General features: G+C 65.3%; 19 protein-coding genes. 10 read left to right on the top strand and 9 right to left on the bottom strand.

Annotation, left to right across the window (positions count from 1 at the left end):
• Nucleotides 1-98: 98 nt before the first annotated feature.
• Nucleotides 99-1,127 carry an alpha/beta hydrolase gene (locus V3B46_RS09600; protein ID WP_329891788.1) on the bottom strand — a complete coding sequence of 343 codons (1,029 nt, stop codon included), beginning with the start codon at nt 1,125-1,127 and terminating at the stop codon, nt 99-101.
• A gap of 320 nt (nt 1,128-1,447) precedes the next feature.
• Here V3B46_RS09600 and V3B46_RS09595 point away from each other — a divergent pair, with 320 nt between their 5' ends.
• Nucleotides 1,448-1,822, top strand: coding sequence for a hypothetical protein (locus tag V3B46_RS09595; protein WP_106467998.1), 375 nt, complete (start codon nt 1,448-1,450; stop codon nt 1,820-1,822).
• 73 nt (nt 1,823-1,895) lie between these two features.
• Here V3B46_RS09595 and V3B46_RS09590 read toward each other — a convergent pair whose 3' ends face one another.
• Together V3B46_RS09590 and V3B46_RS09585 are read right to left on the bottom strand one after the other, a co-directional pair.
• Nucleotides 1,896-2,285, bottom strand: a complete 390-nt coding sequence (locus V3B46_RS09590) for a DUF805 domain-containing protein (RefSeq protein WP_329891787.1) — start codon at nt 2,283-2,285, stop codon at nt 1,896-1,898.
• A gap of 189 nt (nt 2,286-2,474) precedes the next feature.
• Nucleotides 2,475-3,773 carry a replication-associated recombination protein A gene (locus V3B46_RS09585; RefSeq protein ID WP_329891786.1) on the bottom strand — a complete coding sequence of 433 codons (1,299 nt, stop codon included), beginning with the start codon at nt 3,771-3,773 and terminating at the stop codon, nt 2,475-2,477.
• Nucleotides 3,774-4,046: 273 nt separating this feature from the next.
• On the opposite strand from V3B46_RS09585, the gene V3B46_RS09580 reads away from it, so the two are divergent.
• Together V3B46_RS09580 and V3B46_RS09575 are read left to right on the top strand one after the other, a co-directional pair.
• The gene (locus tag V3B46_RS09580) at nt 4,047-5,216 is read left to right on the top strand and encodes a hypothetical protein (protein WP_329891785.1); all 1,170 of its coding nucleotides are present in this window, start codon (nt 4,047-4,049) and stop codon (nt 5,214-5,216) included.
• Nucleotides 5,217-5,443: 227 nt separating this feature from the next.
• Nucleotides 5,444-6,616: a hypothetical protein gene (locus tag V3B46_RS09575; RefSeq protein WP_329891784.1), complete on the top strand. Its 1,173-nt coding sequence runs from the start codon at nt 5,444-5,446 to the stop codon at nt 6,614-6,616.
• Nucleotides 6,617-6,692: 76 nt separating this feature from the next.
• On the opposite strand, the gene lolA is transcribed toward V3B46_RS09575, so the two are convergent.
• The 3 genes from lolA to V3B46_RS09560 all read right to left on the bottom strand — a co-directional run bounded on the left by lolA (nt 6,693) and on the right by V3B46_RS09560 (nt 11,786).
• The gene (gene lolA, locus V3B46_RS09570; protein WP_329891783.1) at nt 6,693-7,331 is read right to left on the bottom strand and encodes an outer membrane lipoprotein periplasmic chaperone LolA; all 639 of its coding nucleotides are present in this window, start codon (nt 7,329-7,331) and stop codon (nt 6,693-6,695) included.
• A gap of 111 nt (nt 7,332-7,442) precedes the next feature.
• Nucleotides 7,443-9,386 (bottom strand): DUF3857 domain-containing protein, encoded by a 1,944-nt coding sequence (locus V3B46_RS09565; protein WP_329891782.1) that lies wholly within the window; start codon nt 9,384-9,386, stop codon nt 7,443-7,445.
• A 39-nt stretch (nt 9,387-9,425) separates the two neighbouring features.
• A complete protein-coding gene (locus V3B46_RS09560; protein WP_154263482.1) occupies nt 9,426-11,786 on the bottom strand; it encodes a DNA translocase FtsK in 2,361 nt (786 codons plus the stop codon).
• Nucleotides 11,787-12,019: 233 nt separating this feature from the next.
• Here V3B46_RS09560 and trxB point away from each other — a divergent pair, with 233 nt between their 5' ends.
• The gene (gene trxB / locus V3B46_RS09555; protein WP_014037154.1) at nt 12,020-12,991 is read left to right on the top strand and encodes a thioredoxin-disulfide reductase; all 972 of its coding nucleotides are present in this window, start codon (nt 12,020-12,022) and stop codon (nt 12,989-12,991) included.
• A gap of 60 nt (nt 12,992-13,051) precedes the next feature.
• Entirely contained in the window at nt 13,052-14,218 is a 1,167-nt protein-coding gene (locus V3B46_RS09550) for a GNAT family N-acetyltransferase (protein ID WP_329891781.1), read from the top strand.
• 85 nt (nt 14,219-14,303) lie between these two features.
• Here V3B46_RS09550 and V3B46_RS09545 read toward each other — a convergent pair whose 3' ends face one another.
• Complete coding sequence (locus V3B46_RS09545; RefSeq protein ID WP_329891780.1) at nt 14,304-15,572, bottom strand: hypothetical protein; 1,269 nt, start codon at nt 15,570-15,572, stop codon at nt 14,304-14,306.
• 72 nt (nt 15,573-15,644) lie between these two features.
• Between V3B46_RS09545 and aat the strand changes: the two genes are divergently transcribed.
• The 3 genes from aat to V3B46_RS09530 all read left to right on the top strand — a co-directional run bounded on the left by aat (nt 15,645) and on the right by V3B46_RS09530 (nt 17,298).
• Nucleotides 15,645-16,385, top strand: a complete 741-nt coding sequence (gene aat / locus V3B46_RS09540; protein ID WP_154264946.1) for a leucyl/phenylalanyl-tRNA--protein transferase — start codon at nt 15,645-15,647, stop codon at nt 16,383-16,385.
• Nucleotides 16,386-16,471: 86 nt separating this feature from the next.
• The gene (infA, locus tag V3B46_RS09535) at nt 16,472-16,690 is read left to right on the top strand and encodes a translation initiation factor IF-1 (protein ID WP_005409596.1); all 219 of its coding nucleotides are present in this window, start codon (nt 16,472-16,474) and stop codon (nt 16,688-16,690) included.
• Between the two features lie 230 nt (nt 16,691-16,920).
• Nucleotides 16,921-17,298 (top strand): hypothetical protein, encoded by a 378-nt coding sequence (locus tag V3B46_RS09530; protein ID WP_329891779.1) that lies wholly within the window; start codon nt 16,921-16,923, stop codon nt 17,296-17,298.
• 74 nt (nt 17,299-17,372) lie between these two features.
• On the opposite strand, the gene clpA is transcribed toward V3B46_RS09530, so the two are convergent.
• The gene (gene clpA, locus V3B46_RS09525; protein ID WP_010485852.1) at nt 17,373-19,658 is read right to left on the bottom strand and encodes an ATP-dependent Clp protease ATP-binding subunit ClpA; all 2,286 of its coding nucleotides are present in this window, start codon (nt 19,656-19,658) and stop codon (nt 17,373-17,375) included.
• 138 nt (nt 19,659-19,796) lie between these two features.
• Here clpA and V3B46_RS09520 point away from each other — a divergent pair, with 138 nt between their 5' ends.
• Nucleotides 19,797-20,609 carry an APH(6) family putative aminoglycoside O-phosphotransferase gene (locus V3B46_RS09520; RefSeq protein WP_329891778.1) on the top strand — a complete coding sequence of 271 codons (813 nt, stop codon included), beginning with the start codon at nt 19,797-19,799 and terminating at the stop codon, nt 20,607-20,609.
• Between the two features lie 137 nt (nt 20,610-20,746).
• Here V3B46_RS09520 and clpS read toward each other — a convergent pair whose 3' ends face one another.
• The gene (gene clpS, locus V3B46_RS09515; protein ID WP_329891777.1) at nt 20,747-21,073 is read right to left on the bottom strand and encodes an ATP-dependent Clp protease adapter ClpS; all 327 of its coding nucleotides are present in this window, start codon (nt 21,071-21,073) and stop codon (nt 20,747-20,749) included.
• Between the two features lie 112 nt (nt 21,074-21,185).
• Here clpS and V3B46_RS09510 point away from each other — a divergent pair, with 112 nt between their 5' ends.
• On the top strand, nt 21,186-21,659 hold the full coding sequence (locus V3B46_RS09510; protein WP_088025914.1) for a hypothetical protein: 474 nt from the start codon (nt 21,186-21,188) through the stop codon (nt 21,657-21,659).

Below are 21,659 nucleotides of genomic sequence, written 5' to 3'. Positions count from 1 at the left end.
CGCGCCACGTGACGCGGGATTCATCGGTTGCCTGGGCCGCTGCACATCGGCAGCCTCGCCTGGGTAGTGGGGTCGCACGACGAGGCGTGCGAAGGGATTCATTCGGCGGCGTTGTCACCGCCAGTGGGGTCGCCGTCGCCAGTGCTGCGATCGGTCACACCGTAAAGCTCATGCAGTGCTGCATGGAACGAGGCCGGCAGCATTGGGCCGTGGCCGAGGCCGGGGAACTCGCGGTACTGCACGCTCAGGCCCGGCACCTTGCCCAGCCGTCCGGACAACTGCATTGCCGCGTCCGGGGTAGCGCCACCGATGCGGCGCAGGTGCGCGACCACGCGCGGGTTGTTCATGTCACGCTTGCCGCGATCACCGACACGCTCGGCGCCACCCAGCATCAGCCAGAGCTTTGCTGGCTGGCCATGCACGTTCTGCACGAACTGCTGCTCCGGATCGCCCAGCGCCGCGCCCTGGCTCCACCACAGCGACGGGCTGGCGGCCAGATAGGACTGGAAGGCGGCGGGCCGGGTGTACAGCGCATTGAGCACGAACAACCCACCCAGCGAGTGGCCCCACAGCGCTTGCTGCTGCGTATCGATGCGTGCGCGACGCTCGACTTCGGGCTTGATGCGGCGTTCGATCACATCAAGGAACGCGGCAGCACCGCCGCCGACCGCCTGGGTCGTACCGCTCTCATCGTCGGCACGGTCGATCCACGCAGTGTAGTCGCGGGTGCGCGCCTTGGAATCGATGCGCAGGTCGTTGTCGTAGCCGATCAGCACCAGCACCGGTGGCGCCTTGCGTGCCGCCAGCTCAGCCAGAATCGGCTGGTCCAGCACCATCGCCACGGCATTGCCATCCAGCGCATACAGCACCGGCAGCGGCGCCTTGCCGGCCTTGGCGGGAATGGCCACATTCACCCGCCAGCGGCGTTGCTGGTCGGGGCTGTCCACCACGAAATGCTCAAAGCGATAGCTGGCCGCCGGCTCGTCGAGCACGGTCTGGCCGATCTTCTGCAGCGGATTGCGCTGCTGAGCATGGGCGTACGGGGTGGCCAGGAGCAGACCCATCATCAAGGCGGCCAGGCCGCGGGCCAGCGGACCACGGCGCGAAGGCGGGACGAAATGCTTCATCAGCGGCGGCAGAAGCGGCCCAGGGCCGCCGGTTCACAAGGGACCGCAGTCTACCTTAAACGCGAATGATTATCACATCGATCGAACGTCACGCTGTGTATCACGCGCGCGATGCGTTCATTTTCCCGGTTGCGTCGGAAACACCGAATCCACTATTTTGCCGGCCAGCGGGGCGCAGGAGCGCCCTTCCGTCGCAGGGCTGCGGATGGATGGGCAATCGAGCCGCCGGCCGCGCCCTGTCCTTTGCCAAACCCATCCACGCATGGCGTGGATCTACTGACACCATCCACGGGAATGAATCCCGTGACTGCGAGAACACCTTGAAGCGCACCGCCCTGATCGCCCTTTCCCTCGGCCTGCTTGCACCGCTGGCCGCCCATGCCGCACAGGATCTGCCAACGCTCTACCAGGCCTTTGAAGAGGCCGGCAATTCGTCACTGGGCATGGAAGAACTCAACCAGACGGTGACCTTCACCGCTGTGGCGCTGGGCGTCTCCAGCAACCTGGCGGGCGAACCGCTGATCGAGGCCGGTGATGACCAGGGCAATGTCCTGGCCCGGCTGACCACCGACGATGCGCAGCAGGCCGCCAAGCTCGGCGCACTGGAAGAAGGCGCCGTGTTCACCGCCAGCTGCACGCTGCAGTTCAGTTCCGGCACGGACCACCTGTCCTTCGGCGATTGCGCCATCAAGTAAAGACGAAGCCGGCGAAACGCCGGCTTCTCTTCGTTGCCTCTCTAGCGTCGAGCCATGCTCGACTCATGCAAGATCACGGCCCCGAAGGCACCGGACCATAAACGTTCTCCTGCGGCGTGCCCGGCAGCAGCGAGAAGATCATGATCACGATCCCGCCGCCCGGCACCAGCGCCAGCAGGAACAGCCAACCCGACTGGTTGCAGTCATGCAGGCGGCGTACGGTCACCGCAATCAGCGGCACGATCGTGGCCAGCCACATCACACACAACAGCACCACCATGCCGATCAGGATGCCGGCCAGTGCATCGGGACTATTGCGCAGGAGGATCGCCAGCACACTGGCCAGCAGCATCACCGCGGTTGCCACCAGGAACAGGAACAGCTGGTACATCCAGTACTCGCGGCGGTTGGCGCGGCCCTCGAACTGGGCATAGCGCTTCAACGGCAGAATCATTTCCTGCACGGCATCGATCCTTGAAAGAGAAGCCGCGCAGTGTGCCAAATGAACGCACGCTGGACAATGTTGCGACGAACCACGCTCGGCTGCCATTGCCCCCTGTAGAGTCGAGCCATGCTCGACTGCTGTTCCAGAAGGCACCCGTAACCCGCGCAAGAGCGAAGTCGAGCATGGCTCGACTCTACATAAGCCGACTCAGCGGCCCTTCGCGGCCCGCGCCACCTCGCGCTCCGCGCGCAGCCGGTCCAGCTTTTCCTTCAGCTTGATCTCCAGCCCACGCGGTACCGGGTTGTAGTACACGCGCTCGCCCATCGCATCCGGGAAGCCGGTTTGGTCCAGCGCAATGCCACCTTCGGCATCGTGGTCGTACTGGTACTCGGCCCCGTAGCCCAGCTCCTTCATCAACTTGGTCGGCGCATTGCGCAGGTGCAACGGCACCTCTTCGGTGCCGCTTTCGCGCACGTCGGCCTTGGCCTGGTTGAAGGCCGCATAGCCGGCGTTCGACTTGGCGGTGCTGGCCAGGTACAGCACCAGCTGAGCAAAGGCCAGCTCGCCTTCCGGGCTGCCCAGCCGTTCGTAGATGTCCCAGGCCTCCAGCGCCATGCTCTGCGCGCGCGGATCGGCCAGGCCGATATCCTCAATGGCCATGCGGGTCAGCCGGCGCGCCAGATAGGACGGATCGCAGCCGCCATCGAGCATGCGGGTCAGCCAGTACAGCGCGGCATCGGGATTGGAACTGCGTACCGACTTGTGCAGCGCCGATATCTGGTCGTAGAACTGCTCGCCGCCCTTGTCGAAGCGGCGCGTGCGGTCGGCCAGCACCTGGGTCAGGGTCTGCGGGGTGATGCGGCCGCCTTCCCCGCCCGCCAGCTCGGCGGCGATTTCCAGCAGGGTCAGCGCACGGCGCACGTCGCCGTCGGCGGCGGTGGCGATTTCCAGCAGCAGCTCGGGGGCGACCTCGATGCCCTCCTCGCCCAGGCCGCGTTCGCGGTCACCCAGCGCACGCTCCAGCGCCTCGACGATGTCTGTGGGCGAAACGCCTTCCAGCACGTGCACGCGGCACCGCGACAGCAGCGCCGAGTTCAGCTCGAAGGACGGGTTTTCGGTGGTGGCGCCGACGAACAGAATGGTGCCGCGTTCGATGTGCGGCAGGAACGCATCCTGCTGCGCCTTGTTGAAGCGGTGCACCTCGTCCACGAACAGCACGGTGCGCCGGCCCTCGGCGAACCGCTGCGCAGCCTCGGCCAGTACCTGGCGCACTTCCGGCAGGCCGGACAGCACGGCGGAGATCGCACGAAACTCGGCGTCGGAGTACTCGGCCAGCAACAGTGCCAGCGTGGTCTTGCCGCAGCCTGGCGGCCCCCACAGGATCATCGAATGCACGCGACCGGATTCGACCGCGCGACGCAGCGCGCTGTCCGGCGCCAGCAGGCGCTTCTGACCGACCATTTCGTCGAGGGTGCGCGGGCGCATGCGCTCGGCCAGCGGGCGCATGTGTTCCCGATCGACGCTCAGCAGATCGGGGCCGGGAAAGGAAGTGGAGCGATGTCTTGGCACGCGGTCATTGTACCGCTTTCGCCAAGCAGGGCCGGACGAATGGCGGTAATGCCGGCCGCTGGCCGGCAACCCCGCGTGTCGGAAATGGGCCGAAGCGGGCGCCACCGATACATCGGTAAGCCGCTGATTCACATGGAGCATGCTTTCGCGGGGCCCATGCATCCTTATCAGTAACCGAAAATCTGGAACTCAACCATTCAGGACCCACCCGTGCGCGATCCCGACTCCAATGTTCTCGAGTTCGTTGCTGGCTGCGCCGTCGACGCGGACATCTACTACCTGGCTGCAAGGATTGGCCCGGGGCACGAATGCTACGACCCTGATCCCGGCCCGCCCTCCCGGATGTTCTTCTATCAACATCAGACGGAGGAGAAATGGTTCTATCACGACCTGTCCGACTGGCAGGTCGAGTCCACCATCTTCATCCCTGAACAACAGGACGGGCGCGCTCGTCGAGTACTGGCCCTTGACTACTACGGCCAGCTTGAGGATCTCGCCCGGGCAGGCACGACATGCGAGTACATTTCACATGAAGGTGATGATTTCTCCGGGGGGCTGACCCGGATTCGGCAGCTCGGTGAGGATCTTTTCTGCTGCGGCGTGCACGGAATGATCTATCACCGTAGCGAAACTGGCTGGAAGCAAGTTCCCACCCACTTCCCCGCACCCGATCGCGGGAGCCTCAAGGACGATCTTGAGTCGATTGATTTCGACAACTGGCTTGGTTGCGTTGGCCATCTTTTCGAACTGGACGGTGTGCCACCACTACCCGCTGACCCTGCGGAACGCGACGCAGAGCTTCGGCGAAGATTTGAAGAATCACGCACCGATCTGGCGCAGATCGGCAAGAATCAAGCGTTCGAGCAGCTACTCGCTGAGTTGGATCTGGCCAGCGTGAATGATCTCTGCGGAACCGGCTTTACCGATCTCTATGCGATTGGCTCTGACGGCCTGATTGCGCACTGGGATGGGGCCGCCTGGAATATTCCAGAGCCAATCACCTCTGCCGAACTGCTGCATGCATCCAGAACGGATTCGGGCGAACTGTTCCTGGTCGGTACCGAGGCAACTATCTTGATGGGGCAGATCAATACGGGTTTCACGCCGATCCCGCATCAGATCAGCCCCGAAGTCCCGTTCTACTGCGCTTGCAGGTACGGACAAGCCATCTACATCGGCTCAGAGAATGGACTCTATCTCTACAGCCCCAACTCTGGAGTGGTTGAACGCCTGAAGGCGGGCATTCCTGAAGAACTGATGGATGCTGCAATTAACGACATCAGTTCCGCCGATGGCGTGCTGTGGGTACTGACGCCCTGGGATCTGATTCGATTTGATGGCACCGTGTGGCAGGTGATCGTTCATCCGGACAACGGATGAGCCGACCGAAACCGTGCCAACCAAGGTTGGTACCCACCACGGCAGCCGGGCCATGATCGGTAGTGCCGGCCGCCGGCCGGCAGCCCCGCAAGCTGTCGGAAATGGACCGTACCCAGTGCTACGGGTCGACAGTAAACCACTGATTCCAATAGACCCAATTCCCCGCGATGCCAAGTGCCGCAAGCAGTGACCGAAGATCCGCAGTTCAACCATCAAGGACCCATGGCGTGCGCGATCCCGAGTCCAATACCCTGGAGTTCATTGCAGGCTGCGCGGTCGACGCAGATATTTACTATCTGGCCGCGGCGATTGGGCCAGGGCACGAATACTACGACCCGGATCCCGGCCCACCCACCCGCATGTTCGTCTTTGGCCGCACCCCCAAAGAGGAGTGGTTCTACCATGACCTGCAGGACTTCCAGGTCATGTCCACACAGCTTGTCCCAGAGGAAGAAGGCGGTCGCCCCCGTCGTGTGCTTGCCCTGGACTTTTATGGGCAGCTGGAAGATTACTCCCGTGCTGGGGCCAAGATCGAGTACGTCTCGGCTGAAGGCGCCAACTTTCCCGGAGGTCTTACCTGTTTGCGACTGCTGGGCGAGGACCTTTTCTGCGCGGGCACAAGAGGACAGATCCATCATCGGGATGGAGGCGGATGGCAGCAGCTCCCAACCCAGTTCACGACTGCCTTCTGCGAGGAGGACGAAGACGAGTCGGATCTGGATGACTTCGACAGTTGGCTCGACGATTTCGGCCACCTGCTCGAACTGGGCGATGTTCCCGCACTTCCTCAAGATCCAATGGAACGCGACGCAGAGCTTCGCCGGAGATTCGCCGATTGGCGCGCCCACATGACCGATGTCCGGGAGGACGGAGGATTCAACCAGCTACTCGCTGATTTTCACGTGGGCAGCGTGAACGATCTCTGCGGATCGGGCTTTGCTGACCTCTACGCCATCGGCTCGCATGGCCTGATTGCCCACTGGGATGGCGCGAGCTGGACCGTGCCCGAACAAGTCACCGCTGCGGACCTGTTTCATGCCTGCAGGACAGACCAAGGCCGCCTCGTCTTTGTAGGCATGGACGGCACCATCGTCACGGGTGACATCTCCACTGGATTCGAGTGCCTGCACCACGACGTCGGCGAAGACATCAACTTCAACTCTGCGTGCCAGTACAAGCAACAGGTTTACATCGGCTCGGAGAATAGAGGCCTCTACGTCTACAGCCTCGAAACCGGCGTAGTTGAACCCTTGTTGGACGGCATCCCCGAAGAACTGAGAGAGGCGACGATCGTTGACATCAGTTCTGCCGGTAACGTGTTGTGGGTACTGACGCCCTGGGACCTGATTCGATTTGATGGCACCGCGTGGCAGGTGATCGTTCATCCGGACAACGGATGAGGCGACCGAAAGCGTGCCAACCAACGGTTGGCACCCACCAGAGCCGGTAGCGCCGGGCCATGCCCGGCGTCCCCGATCAATTACCGATGACGTCGGTGCCCTTCGGCGGGGTGAAGCTGAAGGTGCCGGCAGCGAAGCCCGGGTTGCGCTTCCAGCCACTGAAGCTGATCACGGTGCGCTGGCCGACGGCGTCGGTGATCTCCATCTTGGCCAGGCCCTGGGCGTTGAAGCCCAGCGCGGCGTACTGGAAGCTGGCTTCGGTCTCGCGCTTCGGCGACAGAGACAGCCACTGCAGGCCGTCACGCTGCGCAGCCTCTTCACTGACGTCGTACTGCTGCTCCAGCAGCGCCGGGTTGATCAGCGCGGTCAGCGGGCTGTTCTGTTCTTCCTTGCCCTGCTCGCGCACGGTGGCCTGCTCCAGGTCCGGCTCGTACATCCAGACCTTCTTGCCGTCCGCCACGATCAACTGTTCGTGCGGACGCACGTATTCCCAGCGGAACAGGCGCGGCGCCGACAGGGCCACGCGGCCGCTGGTCGATTCCTTCACCTTGCCGCGGCTGTCGAACACCTGCTGGCTGAACTGGCCATCCAAGCCCTTCAGGCCACTGGTGAAGGCCTTCAGGTCATCGCGGGCGCCAGCCCAGGCGCCGCCGGCGGCGGCGCAGGCCACGGCCAGGGTGGTGGTGGCAAGGAAACGGCGGAAGCGGAAGTTCATGCGGGAATCCTGTGGGCGCGGGCGCCAGGAAAAGTGGTTGCCAGTGTGCCCGGATAAAGATGAATGGGCGATCAGGGCGACATTATGCCGCCCTGAACGTCCATCGGCGATTCAGCCTCCGGAGCCGGGCAGCTTGCCGTACAGCACCTGCCCACGGAAGCCACGCCGTACTTCGCGGTACAGCGCGCGGAACGCCGGATAGTCCTGCGGCTGGCACAACGCCTCCGGGCCGCGCACCGCGTTCTGCTGCAGGCGGTGATGCACGATCACGTCCTGGCCCTCGCGGCTCCAGTCCACCCGGTACTCGCCGGCGGCGTTGCTGAAACGCTGGCTGGCCGGGATGGCGATGATCGGCGCATTGGCCGGGAACTGCAGGCGATAGGTTTCCTCGCGCAGGCTGGCATTGCAGTAGAACGGCGTCTCGTTGGCCGGCGCCGACGCGGTGGCGTACAGGCCACGCACCGATTCACCCCCCGGCGGATCCGGCACCGCCATGCCGCCGGCCACGCTGAAGTCGGCGTAGTCCTCGGCCTGGAAGGCCATGCGGTAGCCAAACGGTCGGGTTAGGTCGACCGGCACGCCCTGGATCTGCAGCTGCCCTCGCCCATCGAAACCGGACGCGGCCATGATCTGCTCTTCAGCGCGCGCACGGTTCTGCGCGTTGAGCTGGGAGAACTGGGCGCGCATGCCGATCTCGGCGTTCTCGCCCAGCTTCGGAATCGTCTCGCCGCGCAGGTTGCCGTTGGCGTCGAAGGTGAAGCGCACCTCCATCGAGGTGGCATTGCGCTCCGGCGTATTGGCCGGGGTGCGCGCCAGTGAGGCATCGCGGGTACGCATCACCGGGGCGCCCAGGTCACCTTCCGGCAACTGCCCGAAGCGCGCCCACGCCGTGGTCGAATCCAGGTACAGATCGAACTCGGGGATGTAGGTGATGGCGTGGTTGAAGCGGCCCAGCACCGGAATCTTCGGCAGCGTCGGGCCACCGCCGGCACCGATCAGCACCGGCGAGCTCGCAATCCCCTTGGCCGCCAGCAGCGCCTCCAGGATCGTCACATGGTCCTTGCAGTCACCATAGTGGTTGTCGAGGATGCTCTGCGCACTGTTCGGCTCCAGGCCACCATTACCCAGGTACACCGCCACGTAGCGGATGTTCTGCGCCACCCAGCGGTACAACGCGTCGGCCTGCTCGCGACGGTCGCTGATGCCAGCGGTGATCTCATCGGCCAGCGCCTGCAGTTCCGGCGTGACCTGCGCGGCCGGGCCGGCCTTGAGCTGGTAGGCGCGACCCATCTGCGACCAGTCACGATAGGTGCTGGCCATGATGTTCGGGCCAAACTCCCACCCCGCCGCCGACCAGTTCTGTGCTGGCATGGCTTCGCGTCGCTGGTAGCGCCAGCGCCACTGTGCCTGTCCGTTCTTCACCGTGGGGCGATCACTACCCTGCACGCCGCGGCTGTCGACGAACATCGGCAGGTTGGCCGGCGCACTCAGGGTGACCTCGGCGTCCTCGTACTCGGTGAACACATTGAAGGTTTCCCACAGGCCGAAGTAGCCCGGGAAGTACGGCGTGGCCTGGGTACGGCGCACCTGGTAGAACAGGCGCGTGCCGGGTGCCAGGTTCGGGAACACGATCACCCGCACCTTGCGGTCGGCATACATCGCCGCCGAGGCGCTGGAATAGCTCTCCTGGGTGTAGATGCGGTCGGCCGGTACGTCGCGGCGCTGGCCGTCGGCAGTGATGGTGTAGGCGCCGAGTACTTCCAGCGTCTCCATCTTCTCGCTGTAGCTCAGCCGCACCTGGCTGAACTGCTCGACCGAGGCCTTGGTCTTGAGCAGGACTTCGTAGGTTTCGGTCTGCACATTGCCCGCATCCGGCCGCACCTGGTAGTCGGCGCGGTAACGGACAATGCTGAAATTATTGCTGGCTTCGGTATCGCCGCTGGTGGAAGGCGGCGCCGTGGCGGGCGCGGAGGTGGCGGTGTCTGCCAGTGCCGGGCCGGCAGCCAGGAAGGCTGCCAGCGCCAGTGCCAGCGCGCTTGGTACGGGGTGAAGCATGCGTCGGTTCCTTGGACGTCGTGGGGGATACGCCGGGTCTTACTTCGGCGGCGGCGGTGCCAGCACCGTGCGGTCGCCGTTGTGCTCGGGCGGACTGACCACGCCGGCCGCTTCCATGGCCTCGATCAGTCGCGCTGCACGGTTGTAGCCGATCTTCAGCCGGCGCTGCACGCCGGAAATCGAGGCACGGCGGGTCTCGGTGACCACCCGCAGCGCTTCGTCATACAGCGGGTCGGACTCATCGCCGGCAGAGCTGTTCTCGGGCAGGCCGGTGGCGCCGACGACCACACCGTCGCCCATCGTCTGCACTTCGTCCAGCACGCCGTCGACATAGTCGGCCGGGCCCATCGCCTTGAGGTGTTCGACCACGCGATGCACTTCCTCGTCGGAGACGAAGGCGCCGTGTACGCGCTCAGGCATGGCGGTACCCGGCGGCAGGTACAGCATGTCGCCGTGGCCCAGCAGGGTTTCCGCGCCGGACTGGTCGAGGATGGTGCGCGAATCGATCTTGGAGCTGACCTGGAAGGCGATGCGGGTCGGGATGTTGGCCTTGATCAGGCCGGTGATCACGTCCACCGACGGGCGCTGGGTGGCCAGGATCAGATGGATGCCGGCCGCACGCGCCTTCTGTGCCAGGCGCGCGATCAGCTCTTCCACCTTCTTGCCGACGATCATCATCATGTCGGCGAATTCGTCGATGAAGATGACGATGAACGGCAGCGTTTCCAGCGGCCGCGGTGCCTCGCCCAGTTCCGGGTTCGGCTTGAACAGCGGATCCATCAGCGGCTGGCCGGCGTCCTGCGCTTCCTTCACCTTCTTGTTGAAGCCCGCCAGGTTGCGCACGCCCACCGCGCTCATCAGCTTGTAGCGGCGCTCCATCTCGGCCACGCACCAGCGCAGGCCGTTGGCGGCCTCCTTCATGTCGGTGACCACCGGCGCCAGCAGGTGCGGGATGCCCTGGTAGACGCTCAGTTCGAGCATCTTCGGGTCGATCATCAGCATCCGCAGGTCTTTCGGCGAGGCCTTGAACAGCAGGCTCAGCACCATCGCGTTGACCGCCACCGACTTGCCCGAACCGGTGGTACCGGCCACCAGCAGGTGCGGCATGCGCGCCAGATCGGCCACGGTGGAGCGGCCGGCGATGTCCTTGCCCAGCGCCAGGGTCAACACGCTGGCCGACTTGTCGTATTCCTTCGAGCGCAGCAGCTCGGACAGGTAGATCATCTCGCGGGTGACGTTGGGGATTTCCAGGCCGATCACCGACTTGCCCGGAATCACGTCAACCACGCGCACCGACTTCACCGACAGGCCGCGCGCGATGTCCTTGTCCAGCGAACTGATCTGGCTGACCTTGATGCCCGGCGCCGGCTCGATCTCGAAGCGGGTGATGACCGGGCCGGGGTTGGCGCCGACCACCTGGGCATCGATGCGGAAGTCCTTCAGCTTGAACTCGATCTGCCGCGACAGCGCGTCCAGGGTTTCCTTGTCGTAACCCACCGGCTGCGGCTTGGGGTCATCCAGCAGCGCGAGCGGCGGCAGGTCCGAACCGTCGCCGTTGACGCCGCGGAACATCGGAATCTGCGTGTCGCGCTTGGCCCGGTCGCTCTTCTCGATCACCGGTTCCGGGCGCGGTTCGATCTTCACCGGCTCGCGCTTGGCTCGCACCTCGGCATCGGCCTTGCGCACTTCCTGGCGTTCCTCGCGCATCACCCGGGTCTGCTGCCACTCGGTGACTTCTTCCTTCTTGCGCGCCAGCAACGGCGCCAGCGACATCACGCCGCGGCCGATCTTCTCCATCACCGTGAACCAGGACAGCCCGGTGGCCAGGGTGATCGAGGCCAGCAGCAGCACCAGCACGAACAGGTTCGCACCCAGCGCGCCGAAGCCCACCGTGAGTGAATTGCCGACCAGCTTGCCGAGGATGCCGCCAGCATGGGCCACGTCGCCACTGAACAGGCGCACGTGCAGGAAACCGGTACCGGCAATCAGGAAACCGACCAGGCCGACCAGGCGCAGCGCCGGGTCCAGGTCGTTGTCACCCTTGCTCTCGCGCTTGAGGCCGAACATGGCGATCCACGCCAGCGCGCCCAGCACCACCGGCAGCAGGAAGGCGATGTAGCCGAACAGCTGCAGCAGCACGTCGGCGATCCAGGCCCCGGCGCGACCGCCGAGGTTGTGCACCGGTGCGACCACGCTGCCGGTGTGCGACCAGCCCGGGTCGGTCGCTGAATAGGTGAACAGACTGGCCGCCAGGTACAGCAGCGCTGGCGCGATGGCGATCAGGCCAAGGTCGCGCCAGAGGCGTTGGCGGCGTGGATTGTCGGTCGTCGCCGCCGCGGCCGTGCGACGTGACGCCTTGCTGTCGTCGGACTTGGAGCGTTCGGGGACCTGCTTCGCCACCTTAGACCATACCTTTGGAATGCGCTGTTAGTGATTGATAATAAATGAGACGGCGTCAGTTTTCAGTTATGCGACATCTGACAGGGCAATCAGAGGGCCGGAATCACTGCTGGATGACGGCGTTCTGTTCATCGGCTTGAATCGCCCTGCCCCAGCCGCCACTCTATGACCAGCCACGGATGCTGCGCAAACATCGCCAGCGCCTTGTCCCATCTACCTTTTCGCGAGTCTACATGAGCACCAGCCTGCCCTCCCGCCACCAGCGCCTCGTCATCCTCGGTTCCGGCCCGGCCGGTTGGACCGCCGCCGTCTATGCCGCCCGCGCCAACCTGAAGCCGGTCGTCATCACCGGCCTGCAGCAGGGCGGCCAGCTGATGACCACCACCGAGGTGGACAACTGGCCCGGCGACGCCCACGGCCTGATGGGCCCGGACCTGATGGCGCGCATGCAGGCCCATGCCGAGCGCTTCGAGACCGAGGTCATCTTCGACCACATCCACACCGCCGACGTGTCGCAGCGCCCGTTCAAGCTGATCGGCGACAGCCACGAGTACACCTGCGATGCCCTGATCATCGCCACCGGCGCCACCGCCAAGTACCTGGGCATCCCGACCGAGGACGAGTTCAAGGGCCGCGGCGTGTCCGCCTGTGCTACCTGTGACGGCTTCTTCTACCGCGACCAGGACGTGGTCGTGGTCGGTGGCGGCAACACCGCCGTGGAAGAGGCGCTGTACCTGTCCAACATCGCCCGCAAGGTCTACCTGGTCCACCGCCGCGACACCCTGAAGGCGGAAAAGATCATGCAGGACAAGCTGTTCAAGAAGGTCGCCGAAGGCAAGATCGAGACCGTCTGGCACCACCAGGTGGAAGAAGTGCTGGGCAATGATGCCGGCGTGACCGGCGTGCGCGTGAAGTCCACGCTGGACGGCAGCACCCGCGACATCGACGCCCACGGCTTCTTCGTGGCCATCGGCCACCACCCGAACACCACCCTGTTCGACGGCCAGCTGGCGATGAACAACGGCTACCTGGAAATCCGCTCGGGCCTGGGCGGCAACGCCACCCAGACCTCGGTGGAAGGCGTGTTCGCCGCCGGCGACGTGGCCGACCAGCACTACCGCCAGGCGATCACCTCGGCCGGTTTCGGCTGCATGGCCGCACTGGACGCCGAGCGCTACCTGGACGCGCAGGGCAAGGCCAGCTGAGGGGCGAACCTGCTTCTATAGCGTCGAGCCAGGCTCGACCCAGGCAAAAGGCCGACGCCAGTGCGTCGGCCTTTCTGTTTCATCTGCCCTATCCTTCCCTCATGCCTTCCCCCCCGCTTCCTCGACTCCCTGCAGTCCGTTTCCGCAACCGACTGGGATGCCCTGCACGACGGCCGCAACCCCTTCGTCAGTCATGCCTTCCTTTCCGGGCTTGAACAGCACGGCTGCCTGCGCGAGGACTGGGGCTGGCAGCCCCGGCACTTCACGCTGTGGGAGGGCAACACGCTGGTCGGCGCCATTCCGGGCTATCTGAAGACCAACTCGCACGGCGAGTTCGTGTTCGACCATGCCTGGGCCAACGCGTATGCCCGTCATGGCCGCGACTACTATCCGAAGTGGCTGGGCGCGGTGCCTTACTCCCCGGTCACCGGCCCGCGCCTGCTGGCCCGTCACGATTCAGAGCGCACCGCATTGCTGTCGGCGTTGCACGACGCATTGCCGCCACTGGGCGTGTCGTCGGCCCACATCAACTTCCATACCGCCGGCGACGAGGCGCTGTTCGGCGATGACTGGCTGCTGCGCGAGGACGTGCAGTTCCAGTGGCAGAACCCGGGCGACTGGGCCACGTTCGAGCAGTTCCTCGGCGCGATGGACCACAAGCATCGCAAGAACATCCGCCAGGAACGCGCCAAGGTCGTTCGCCAGGGCATCACCTTCCGCATGGTGCACGGCGACGAGGCCAGCCGCGCCGACCTGCAGGCGATGTACCGCTTCTACCTGCAGACGTTCCTAGAGTACGGCAATGCCCCGGCGCTGACCGAGACCTTCCTGCGCCATCTGGCGATATCCCTGGGGCGCGGGCTGGTGCTGTTCCTGGCCGAACAGGACAGCGAGCCGATTGCCGGCGCCCTCTGCCTGCGCGGCGGCGATACGCTGTACGGTCGCTACTGGGGCGGCGCCACCCTGCCCGGCCTGCACTTCGAGGCCTGTTACTACCAGGGCATCGAATACTGCCTGCGCGAAGGGTTGACCCGCTTCGAGCCGGGTGCACAGGGCGAGCACAAGCTGGCGCGGGGTTTCCAGCCGACACTGGTGCGCAGCCGGCACTGGGTGGCCGATCCGGATTTCGCAGACGCACTGCAGGATTGGTGCCGGCAGGAGCGACAGAGTGTGCGGCGCTACCAGCAGGAGCTGCAGGGGCATGGGCCGTTCCGCGCAGGAACGTAGAGTCGAGCTTGCTCGACTGGCGCGGTGCCGAAAAGCGTGCCAACCAAGGTTGGCATCTACCTGAGCGATGACGGGCGCGCCACGCTCAGGTGCACTGCCAGAAGTGCCCGCTCACCTGGCACCTCGCGCACCAGAACGTGTAGAGCATGCCGCCACTGCCCCATAGCAGCGTGCCTCCACCGTTGGTCGGCAGCGTCGAGTCCAGCTGCATCACGAAGGGCATCTCCTCGCCGCAATCGATGCACGGCGGATACCAGGCACTCTGCACCCAGCTAGGCGCGCCGCCCACACGCGACAGGTTCTGCCGATGGTTGGACTGTCCCCAGTCCTGCTGCCGCCAGCGCGAGGTGTCCATGGCGGCCAGGCCGACCTCGGCCCGCATCAGATCGCCACTGTCGGTAGGCGTGTTCGGCACTTCACGGTGCTGGCTGGGATGGCAGGCAGGCAGGCCGTCGGCATCGTGGCGATAGAAACGCACGGGCGGGTCTTCCCACCCGCAGCAGTCCAGGCACAGCCCCAGCGTGATCTCGCCCGCCGCGTCCGGCTGCAGCGCGGCGGCATCGGTCCGCAGCAGGCGCTGCAGCGGCGCATGGCAGCTGCCACACAGCGCTTCCAGCGGTCCTCCCATGTGCCCGGCGTGATGCACCCGCCCACCACTCCAGGTCGGGTGCAGGCGCCAGATGCGCTTGCGCCAGCTCGGCTCGTCCTCCTGCTGCGCGCGATGCTGTTCGCGGCCAAAGCGGATGTGCAGCGGTCGCTCACCATGCAGGCGGCGCGGCAGCGGCCCCTCGGCGACGCCGGCCCAGTGTGCCCAGACCTCGGCATCCAACCGCCCCCAGTCGACCAGGTATCCGCGAGCAACGGCGTAGGTCTCGGGCTGGGCGGCGAGCAGCAGCGCCCGGGCCCGCGCCATTTCGCGGTCGTCATCAGCTTCGGCCAGAATCTGCGCCCAGTGCGCTGCCGTTGCACCGGGCAGGCCCTGCCAGACCTGCGAGGCCAACTGCACCTCATCCTCACTGGCGATCGCCAGCAATGCCTCCCAGTCGTCCTGCAGCAGCTGTGGCGCCTGATAGCTTGCAAACTCCATCACGCTCGTCAGCAGTTCGCCGCGCTCGCCCTCACGATAGCGACGCCAGGCCTCGGTGCAGACCGGCTCAACCGCTTCGTCGGGCAGCAGATCCAACGCCATGTCGAGAAAGGCCGAGCTGGGTGAACGCCGGGCAAGGGCCAGCAGCATCAGCGAACCGAGTTGGTCCGGCTGCTCGGTGGCCAGCATCAGCAGCATGCTCTGGCTGTCGCTGCACGTGCGCGGGATGTCGTGCACATCGAGGATGGCGGTGATCGCGTCACTCATGCGTGGACTCCTTGCCGTAGGACGCTGATGGTGCCAGACATCAGCGATCACCACGACGAATACAATGGCGGCATGACCCGCCAGCTGCCCTGGCGCCTGGCCGATGCGCCAGACGCCCCCTTCCCTCCGGCCGAGACCGCACTGCGCCAGCCCGATGGCCTGCTGGCGGTGGGCGGCGACCTGCATCCGGTGCGTCTACTCAATGCCTACGCCGGCGGCATCTTTCCGTGGTTCAGCGAGGGCGAGCCAATCCTGTGGTGGTCGCCGGACCCGCGCATGGTGTTCCGCACCGACGGCGTGCATCTGTCCAGCCGCTTCCGCCGCCAGTTGCGCAGCAGCACCTGGGAAGTCACCGCCGACACCGCCTTCAGTCGTGTGATGCGCGCCTGCGCGGCGGCACCTCGGCCCGGCCAGGACGGTACGTGGATCAGCCCGGCGATGGTCGAGGCTTACAGCCAGCTGCACGACCTGGGGTTTGCCCACTCCTTCGAGGTCTGGGACCGGCAGACGCTGGTCGGCGGCATCTATGGCGTCGCGATCGGTGCCATGTTCTTCGGCGAGAGCATGTTCAGTGCCGCCAGCGGCGGCTCCAAGATCGCCCTGGCCGCCCTCGCATCCACCCTGCGTGGCTGGGGCTGGGAATTGATCGATGCCCAGGTGGAGAATCCGCACCTGCTGCGAATGGGCGCCGAACACCTGCCACGCGCGGACTTTCTGGAGCACGTCCGTCAGGCCGTACACCGTGACGGCCGTGAAGGCCCCTGGACCCAGGCGGTAGGACGCTTGCCAGCACAGCGTTTGGCCGGGGGTTAACACAAACTTTGCAAGCCGGGCCCATCACGCGTAAAATACTGCGCCTTAGGCCCAGCGTGGCCGTTTTCTGAACCGCACAGGACTACATGTCGAAAGACGATTCCATCGAGTTCGAGGGCACCGTCAGCGAGACGCTGCCGAACACCACTTTCCGCGTTCGTCTGGAAAATGGGCACGAAATCATCGCCCACATCTCCGGCCGCATGCGCAAGAACTACATCCGCATCCTCACCGGTGACCGGGTCAAGGTTGAAATGACCCCGTACGACCTGACCAAGGGTCGTATCACCTACCGCATGAAGTAAGCGGTCGGCGCATTGCGCCACTCCGACAGGGCCGGCCTCGCTGCTGGCCCTTTGTCGTGCGCGTAAGAAAGCGGCCGGCACCGAGGCCGCTCGCGGCCTGATGCGCCAAAGGTCATCGTGACCGATCTCACCGTGGCGTCGGTCAGCCCTGCTTGCGGCAGATTCGCATTTGCAGCGGCGGCGGCATCTTGGGATCCGATCCAGTCCGGATCGCTGCCCCCTGCCCCGCCATGAACCTGTCTTCCCTGCTCATCCCCCTGGCTTTGTCTGCCGTCACCCTGCTGGCGTCGTCCGTCCATGCCGCCGACACCGCGCCGGCACAGTGCGTATCGCTGACCGGCGAACAGCAGATCGTTCGCGCCGGCGCCGACAAGAACATCCTGCTTCGCTCCGGCGAAGACCACTATGTCGTGCATTTCCGCAACAGCTGCCCTTCTGCCGTGCTGGCCACCCGCCTCGGCTTCAAGACCGACGGCAAGGAGGCTGACGAGCTGTGCAGCAAGGGCCGAAGCGCTCTGGACACCGGTCGCGGCAGCTGCGAGGTTGCGCGCATCGAGCCAATCGATGCCGAGCGGTTCAAGCGTGAAGCACGCCGGCGCAGCCGCTGACCCCAGACAGGACAAGGGCGGCCGAAGCCGCCCTTGTCATTTCCAGTCTTTCACGCCAAGCCTATGGCATCAGCTCACTCCACCGTGACCGGCAGCAGCCGCTCCGGCTCGGCCTGGGTTTCGACCACCAGCTCGTCGTCGCGGACGTCGATGCTGACCTTGCCACCGTTGACCAGCTTGCCGAACAGCAGCTCGTCGGCCAGCGGACGCTTGATCTTGTCCTGGATCACGCGGGCCATCGGGCGGGCACCCATCAGCGGGTCGAAACCATGGTGGGCCAGCCAGTCGCGCGCGGTCGGGGTGGCCGACAGGCTGACGTGCTTGTCCTGCAGCAGCATCTCCAGCTCGATCAGGAACTTGTCGACCACGCGCAGGATGTGCTCGAAGCCCAGCGCCTGGAACTGCACCACCGCGTCGAGGCGGTTGCGGAATTCCGGGGTGAAGCTGCGGCGGATGGTCTCCATCGCGTCGGTGGCATGGTCCTGCTTGGTGAAGCCGATCGAGCGCCGCGAGGCCTGCGCCGCACCGGCATTGGTGGTCATCACCAGCACCACGTTCTTGAAGTTGGCTTCACGACCGTTGGTATCGGTCAGCACGCCGCGGTCCATCACCTGCAACAGGATGTTGAAGATGTCGGGGTGCGCCTTCTCGATTTCGTCCAGCAGCAGCACGCAGTGCGGCGTCTTGACGATCTTCTCGGTCAGCAGGCCGCCCTGATCGAAGCCGACGTAGCCCGGAGGGGCGCCGATCAGGCGGCTGATCGAATGCGGCTCCATGTACTCGGACATGTCGAAGCGGACCAGTTCGATGCCCAGCTGCAGTGCCAGCTGCTTGGTCACCTCGGTCTTGCCGACACCGGTCGGGCCGGCGAACAGGAAGTTGCCGATCGGCTTTTCCGGGTTGCCCAAGCCCGAACGGGCCAGCTTGATCGCCGAGGACAGTGTCTCGATGGCCGGGTCCTGGCCGAAGATCACCATCTTCAGGTTGCGCTCCAGGTGCTGCAGCACATCCTTGTCGGTGGCACTGACCTGCTTGGTCGGGATGCGCGCCATCTTGGCGACGATCGCCTCCACTTCCTCGACGTCGATCAGCTCCTTGCGCTGGCCTTCCGGCAGCAGGCGCTGGCGGGCGCCCGCCTCGTCGATCACGTCGATGGCCTTGTCCGGCAGCAGGCGGTCGCCGATGTGCTTCACCGACAGGTCCACCGCAGCCTGCAGCGCCTCGTCGGAATAGGTCACACCGTGGTGCAGCTCGTACTTGGACTTCAGGCCCTGCAGGATCTCATAGGTCTCGCCCACCGTCGGCTCGACGATGTCGATCTTCTGGAAGCGTCGGGCCAGCGCCCGGTCCTTCTCGAAGATGCCACGGTACTCCTGGAAGGTGGTCGAGCCGATGCAGCGCAGCTCGCCGGAGGCCAGCGCCGGCTTGATCAGGTTGGACGCATCCATGGTTCCACCCGACGCCGAACCGGCACCGATGATGGTGTGGATCTCGTCGATGAACAGCACCGCATTGGGCACCTTCTTCAGCGCGGTCAGCACGCTCTTCAGGCGCTTCTCGAAGTCGCCGCGGTACTTGGTGCCGGCCACCAGCGCGCCCAGGTCGAGCGAATAGATCACCGCATCGGCCAGCACCTCAGGCACCGAACCCTCGACGATACGGCGGGCCAGGCCCTCGGCGATGGCGGTCTTGCCCACGCCGGCCTCGCCCACGTACAGCGGGTTGTTCTTGCGGCGGCGGCACAGGACCTGGATGGTGCGCTCGATCTCGTCGGCACGGCCGACCAGCGGGTCGATGCGACCGGCCCGGGCCTGTTCGTTGAGGTTGCTGGCGAACTCGGTCAGGGCATCACCCTTCGGCTCGCCCTCCCCGCCTTCGATGCGGCCTTCGCCCTCGGAGGAGGACGACGGCTGCTCGCCTTCCTCGCCCAGCTTGGCGATGCCGTGGGACAGGTAATTGACCACATCCAGCCGGGTGACATCCTGCTGGTTGAGGTAGTAGACGGCATGGGAGTCCTTCTCGCCGAAGATGGCGACCAGCACATTGGCGCCGGTGACCTCCTTCTTGCCCGAGGACTGCACGTGGTAAACGGCCCGCTGCAGCACGCGCTGGAAGCCCAGGGTCGGCTGGGTATCGCGGCCGTCATCTTCGGCCAGGCGGGACACGGAGGCCTCGATGGCCTGCTCCAGCTCCTGGCGCAGGCGTTCGGCGTCGGCGCCACAGGCCTTCAGCACGGCCTGGGCGGACGGGTTGTCGAGCAGTGCCAACAGCAGGTGTTCGACCGTCATGAACTCATGCCGGGCCTCACGGGCGCGCTTGTAGCACTGGCCGATGGTGTGTTCGAGGTCTTTGCTGAACATGGATTACTCCGGCGGCAGATAGGGACAATATGCGGCCTGACTACGCGATTTCCATCACCCTAGCGGATTGCTGCGTTCAGATGGCGTTAGCAGTGCGAATTGCTTGATCTTCATTCACTCCAGGACAGCCCACCCAGCATGAGCGAACCCTACCTGAGCCGCTGGCGATTGCGGCGTGATGGTGCAGCCATCGAAACGCCCCATGCCCGGCTCTGGCCGGTGCTGACCGCCGCCGGCGAGCCGGCCATGCTGAAGATCAGCAGTGAAACCGAAGAGCAGAACAGCCATCGCCTGCTGCGTTGGTGGGACGGTGACGGCGCCGCCCGCCTGCTGGCCCACGAGGGACCGGCGATCCTGATCGAGCGCGCCGGCGGCAACTCGCTGCGGCAACGCTCGATCGACGGCGACGATGACGCCTGCACCACGATCCTGTGCCAGGTCCTGCAGCGGCTGCACCGGCCACGGAGCGCGCCACCAGACGACCTGGTCTCCCTGCGTAGATGGTTCGTCGACCTGCTGCAGCCAAGGGCGCCGCTGCCACCACTACTGGAACAGTGCAGATCGCTGGCGGAAGGCCTGCTGCAGGACGAGCGCGAGATCAGGCCGCTGCACGGCGACCTGCACCACGACAACGTGCTGGATTTCGGCGCGCGTGGCTGGCTGGCGATCGACCCGAAGCGGCTGCTGGGCGACCGCGCGTTCGATTACACGACGATGTTCAGCAATCCGGACCTGTGCGGCCCCGGCATCCATGTGGCCACCCGGCCCGAGCGGTTTGTCGCCCGACTGGAACAGGTCGGTGCGCTGGCGGGCCTGGAACGCACGCGCCTGCTGCGCTGGATCGCAGCCAGCGCGGGACTGTCAGCGGTGTGGTTCCGGGATGATGGCGACCCCGCCGAAGTCGACGAGGCGGTGGCGCGGATGGCGCTGGAGGCGTTGGCGGAGGGGTGATCCCGCGTTCTGGTAGATGCCCACCTTGGTGGGCACGCCCCATCCACAATCGATACAGGCCCCTGCCTTGGTAGGTGCCCACCTTGGTGGGTACACCGGGTCCGGACTCGATGTACCCGGACGAGGATCGGCAGCGGTCAGGCCTTTTCCATCGTGCACAGCAGCGGGTGCTGGTTCATCCGCGAGTATTCGTTGACCTGGGCGACCTTGGTCTCGGCCACTTCGCGGGTGAACACCCCGCACACGCCGCGGCCGCGGGTATGGACGTGCAGCATCACCTGCGTGGCCTTGTCCAGGTCCATGCTGAAGAACTGCTGCAGCACGTCCACCACGAAATCCATCGGGGTGTAGTCGTCGTTGAGCAGCATCACCTGGTAGAACGGCGGCGGCGCCACTTCCGGGCGCGCGGGCTCCACGGCAACGCCGTGCTCGTGATGGGAATCGGGGGAAGGCTCATGGGGCATCTGCCCATTATAGAGGCACGGGCCAGCCTGCGTCGGCCTGCCGCAAATTGGACGGCACGCACGCCCACCGTCACAATTGCAGCCTCTCTCAACACTGTTTCACAGGATCTTCATGAAAAGGACCCTTCTTCCCGCCCTGCTGATCGCCCTGGCCGCCGCCGGCTCCGCCGCCGCCGAGACCCAGGCCGACAAGGCCGTGGCCCGCCACCTGGACAAGCTGGGCTATACCTACGAGGTCGACGAGGACGGCGACTACCGCATGGTGTTCGACGTCGAGGGTGACCGCACCCAGATGGTCTACGTGCGTTCGTCGGTGGAGGACTTCGGCACCCACAACATCCGCGAAATCTGGTCGCCGGCCTACAGCGCCAAGACCAAGCAGTTCCCGGTGGCCGTGGCCAACCGCCTGCTGGAAGATTCGCAGGACGCCAAGATGGGTGGCTGGGTGAAGCAGGACACTACCGCCATGTTCGTAGTCAAGATCGACGCCGATGCCACGGCCGACCAGCTCAGCGACGCCATCGATGCGGCCATCCGCACCGCCGACGCCATGGAGCTGGAACTGACCAAGAAGGACGAGTTCTGA

The organism is Stenotrophomonas sp. SMYL11, from assembly GCF_036320005.1.
GTDB classification, from domain to species: Bacteria; Pseudomonadota; Gammaproteobacteria; order Xanthomonadales; family Xanthomonadaceae; genus Stenotrophomonas; species Stenotrophomonas maltophilia_A.
This window is presented reverse-complemented; position numbering and strand designations above follow the sequence as displayed.

Coding starts and splice junctions, on each gene's coding strand:
- V3B46_RS09600 (WP_329891788.1), bottom strand. CDS start 1,127: ATGAAGCATTTCGTCCCGCCTTCGCGCCGTGGTCCGCTGGCCCGCGGC.
- V3B46_RS09585 (WP_329891786.1), bottom strand. CDS start 3,773: ATGCGCCCGCTGGCCGAGCGCATGCGCCCGCGCACCCTCGACGAAATG.
- lolA (WP_329891783.1), bottom strand. CDS start 7,331: ATGAACTTCCGCTTCCGCCGTTTCCTTGCCACCACCACCCTGGCCGTG.
- V3B46_RS09565 (WP_329891782.1), bottom strand. CDS start 9,386: ATGCTTCACCCCGTACCAAGCGCGCTGGCACTGGCGCTGGCAGCCTTC.
- trxB (WP_014037154.1), top strand. CDS start 12,020: ATGAGCACCAGCCTGCCCTCCCGCCACCAGCGCCTCGTCATCCTCGGT.
- V3B46_RS09545 (WP_329891780.1), bottom strand. CDS start 15,572: ATGAGTGACGCGATCACCGCCATCCTCGATGTGCACGACATCCCGCGC.
- aat (WP_154264946.1), top strand. CDS start 15,645: ATGACCCGCCAGCTGCCCTGGCGCCTGGCCGATGCGCCAGACGCCCCC.
- infA (WP_005409596.1), top strand. CDS start 16,472: ATGTCGAAAGACGATTCCATCGAGTTCGAGGGCACCGTCAGCGAGACG.
- V3B46_RS09530 (WP_329891779.1), top strand. CDS start 16,921: ATGAACCTGTCTTCCCTGCTCATCCCCCTGGCTTTGTCTGCCGTCACC.
- clpA (WP_010485852.1), bottom strand. CDS start 19,658: ATGTTCAGCAAAGACCTCGAACACACCATCGGCCAGTGCTACAAGCGC.
- V3B46_RS09520 (WP_329891778.1), top strand. CDS start 19,797: ATGAGCGAACCCTACCTGAGCCGCTGGCGATTGCGGCGTGATGGTGCA.
- clpS (WP_329891777.1), bottom strand. CDS start 21,073: ATGCCCCATGAGCCTTCCCCCGATTCCCATCACGAGCACGGCGTTGCC.
- V3B46_RS09510 (WP_088025914.1), top strand. CDS start 21,186: ATGAAAAGGACCCTTCTTCCCGCCCTGCTGATCGCCCTGGCCGCCGCC.